The following is a 2,672-nucleotide window of genomic DNA, read 5'->3' on the forward strand; positions in this document are numbered from 1 at the left end:
CGCCCACAGGTTGGGGCTGACCTCCAGCCGGTCGCGCCGCCCGCCATGCAGGGCGGCCATTCGCTGCTGCCCCACCGAACTGATGCGCGAGAAGATGGCCTGCGCCTTCGCGATCGCCGCGTCATCCAGTCGTGAAATCAGCCTGTCTGCCGCAGCCCAGGCCTCCGCCGTGGTTTCGCGGACGATGACGTGCAACCTGATGCCAAAGCTCAGTTCCCGCCCCTCCTTCTCCGCCGCCGCGCGAACACGGGCGATCTTTTCACGCACCTGCGCGGGCGGCTCGCCCCAGGTCAGGTATTTGTCAACCCGTCTGGCGGCAACGCGAATTCCTTCATCGGACGAACCGCCAAAATAGAGTGGCGGACCATTTTTCTGGTACGGCGGAAAGAGCAGATGTCCGTCCTCGATATGGAAATGCGGCCCCTGATGCGTCACCCTCTCGCCACGCATCAGCCGTGAATAAATATCAAGGAACTCATCCGTAACCGCGTAGCGTTCCGCGTGGTCAAGAAAGACACCATCCCCCGCATTCTCCTTCGGGTCGCCACCGGTGACGATATTGATCCGCAGACGGCCGGCCGACAGGCGGTCCAGTGTCGCCGTCATCCGGGCGGCCAGAGTGGGCGACAGCAGGCCGGGGCGCAGGGCGATCAGGAAATTCAGCCGCTCGGTCGTCGGCACGAGGGCGGAGGCGACCACCCAGGAATCCTCGCAACTGCGGCCGGTGGGAATCAGCACGCCATAAAAGCCCAAACTATCCGCAGCACGGGCTACCTGTTGCAGGTAGGCCAGATCGACCGAACGCCCCCCTTCCGCCGAGCCCAGGTAACGTGTTTCCCCATGTGTTGGCAGAAACCACAGGACATTTATCTTTTCAGGAGCCTGAACCATCATACACTCTCATGAAGCTGGATATTGTCAGGAACCGCCGCGCAGGACCGCGTAACGGCGGAATGGTCTGGGCGAGACAGGCGAAGCCACAGGTTCACCCCAGGGCAATCGACATCACGAAAATCATCAGGCGTTTTCCAGACCGTAATTCCGGCTTCGATTTATCCGGCGACCGGGAACGCCCCATATTCCACAATATATTATCGTTTTATTTCGATTATCGTCCCGCATAAAGCATCATTAGTCAACGTGATTCGCTCGATGTGTGATCTATTTACGTTGTTTTATGCGCATATATCAACATCGTGATAAACAACGATCATTCGCAGTTATTCTGTCATCTGAAATATCCGTGGAACCTTCCACACAGCCCGCCATTGCCCGCTGCGATCCTGGGGACTGTCTGAAACAGCCAGTCCACGAAATGCCCTGTTCTCATAAGGAAGTTCTGGTAAAGATTTTTTCATCCATCGGCTGTTTTCAAACGGCGTCCTGAAAGCTGACTGGTCCCTCAAAGAAGTTTCGGCGCTGCGGCGGCCACATCCGGCACCGTGTCAGCAGGCCCGCTGCGTGAAAACCGTCAGCGATCGCCTGCTGGCCCGCCACCACGTCGGGCGTCATGGGCAAAAGGCCGTACCGCAGCTTCGCGAGTGAACGGGCGACCACATCGGGCGCCAGGCCCGTGCTGCGCGCAAGCAGGGCAATGACTTCATCCCTGTGGTTCGCGGCCCAGTCATCGCATTTCGCCACCGCCGCAAGGACGGTGCGCACCAGATCGGGGCTCTCCTCAAAAAATCCACGGCGGGCGAGATAGAACGCAGTGCCTCCCTCCACGTCATCGCCGGTGGCGATGGTCCGGGTATCGGCATCCGCCCCGGACAGATAGGATCCCAGATCGCCCACGCATCGACCTGCCCCGTCTCGAAGGCCGGGCGCGCCGCAGCGGGAAGAAGATAGGATACTGAAACATCACCAAGGGTCAGGCCATGTTTGCGAAGTGAGGCGACCAACAGCCAGTGGGCATCCGCCCCCCGCGTGACCGCAACACGCCTGCCTTTCAGGTCAGCGACCGAGCGGATCGTACTGGAGGCTGGAACGATGATCGCCTCACTGGCGCCACACCGCGCTTCATGCCCGGCATAAACCAGCGCATCGGGCGATGACGCCTGAACAAAGACCGGCGGCAGATCCCCCGTCTGCCCGAAATCCAGCGCACCAGCCACCAGCGCCTGCAACAGCGGTGGCCCGGCGGGGAACTGGGCCCACTCCACCCCGATCCCGGCAGGACGCAGCGCATCTTCAAGAAACCCCTTCGTTTTCAGCAAGATGAGCGTGCCGTATTTCTGGTAGCCAACCCGGATCGTCCGGGTCGCGCCACGCGCGCGCCACGGAATACCGGCCATGACCCCCTGGCTGCGAGAACCGCCACGACCTGACGCCTTGAAAACAACAAATCCTTTCTCCCTTATTAATATTGCCAGCGAGGTGCGTCAGTCGTCATGCACGCCCAGCGCATCCAGCAATGTCTGGCGGAAGCGTTCGAAACCGGGGTCGGTATGTCGGCGGGGCCGCTCCAGCGGGATGGGAAGATCCGTCCGGATACGTCCGGCTTCCAGAACCACCGCCCGGTCCGCCAGCAGGATCGCCTCATCCACATCATGCGTGACCAGCAGGACGGCACAGCGATGGCGCCGCCACAATGCCGCGACCAGACGCTGCATCTTCAGGCGGGTCAGCGCGTCAAGCGCGGCGAAAGGTTCGTCCAGCATCAGGAAGTCCGG

The 2,672-nt window shown here is 61.1% G+C and carries 2 protein-coding genes and 2 pseudogenes; all 4 read right to left on the bottom strand.

What is annotated here, in order from left to right; all coding sequences use genetic code 11:
* The coding region (locus tag JCM25156_RS13305) for an LLM class flavin-dependent oxidoreductase (protein WP_025813463.1) at positions 1–894 on the bottom strand (894 nt) is incomplete at its 3' end.
* Between the two features lie 477 nt (positions 895–1,371).
* A complete protein-coding gene (locus JCM25156_RS31250; RefSeq protein WP_242402658.1) occupies positions 1,372–1,794 on the bottom strand; it encodes a type 2 periplasmic-binding domain-containing protein in 423 nt (140 codons plus the stop codon).
* Positions 1,795–1,847: 53 nt separating this feature from the next.
* Positions 1,848–2,294: pseudogene (locus JCM25156_RS31255) on the bottom strand (PhnD/SsuA/transferrin family substrate-binding protein); the annotation flags it as partial.
* Between the two features lie 87 nt (positions 2,295–2,381).
* Positions 2,382–2,672, bottom strand: a pseudogene (locus tag JCM25156_RS13320) (sulfonate ABC transporter ATP-binding protein); the annotation flags it as partial.

Source organism: Komagataeibacter kakiaceti JCM 25156, from assembly GCF_000613305.1.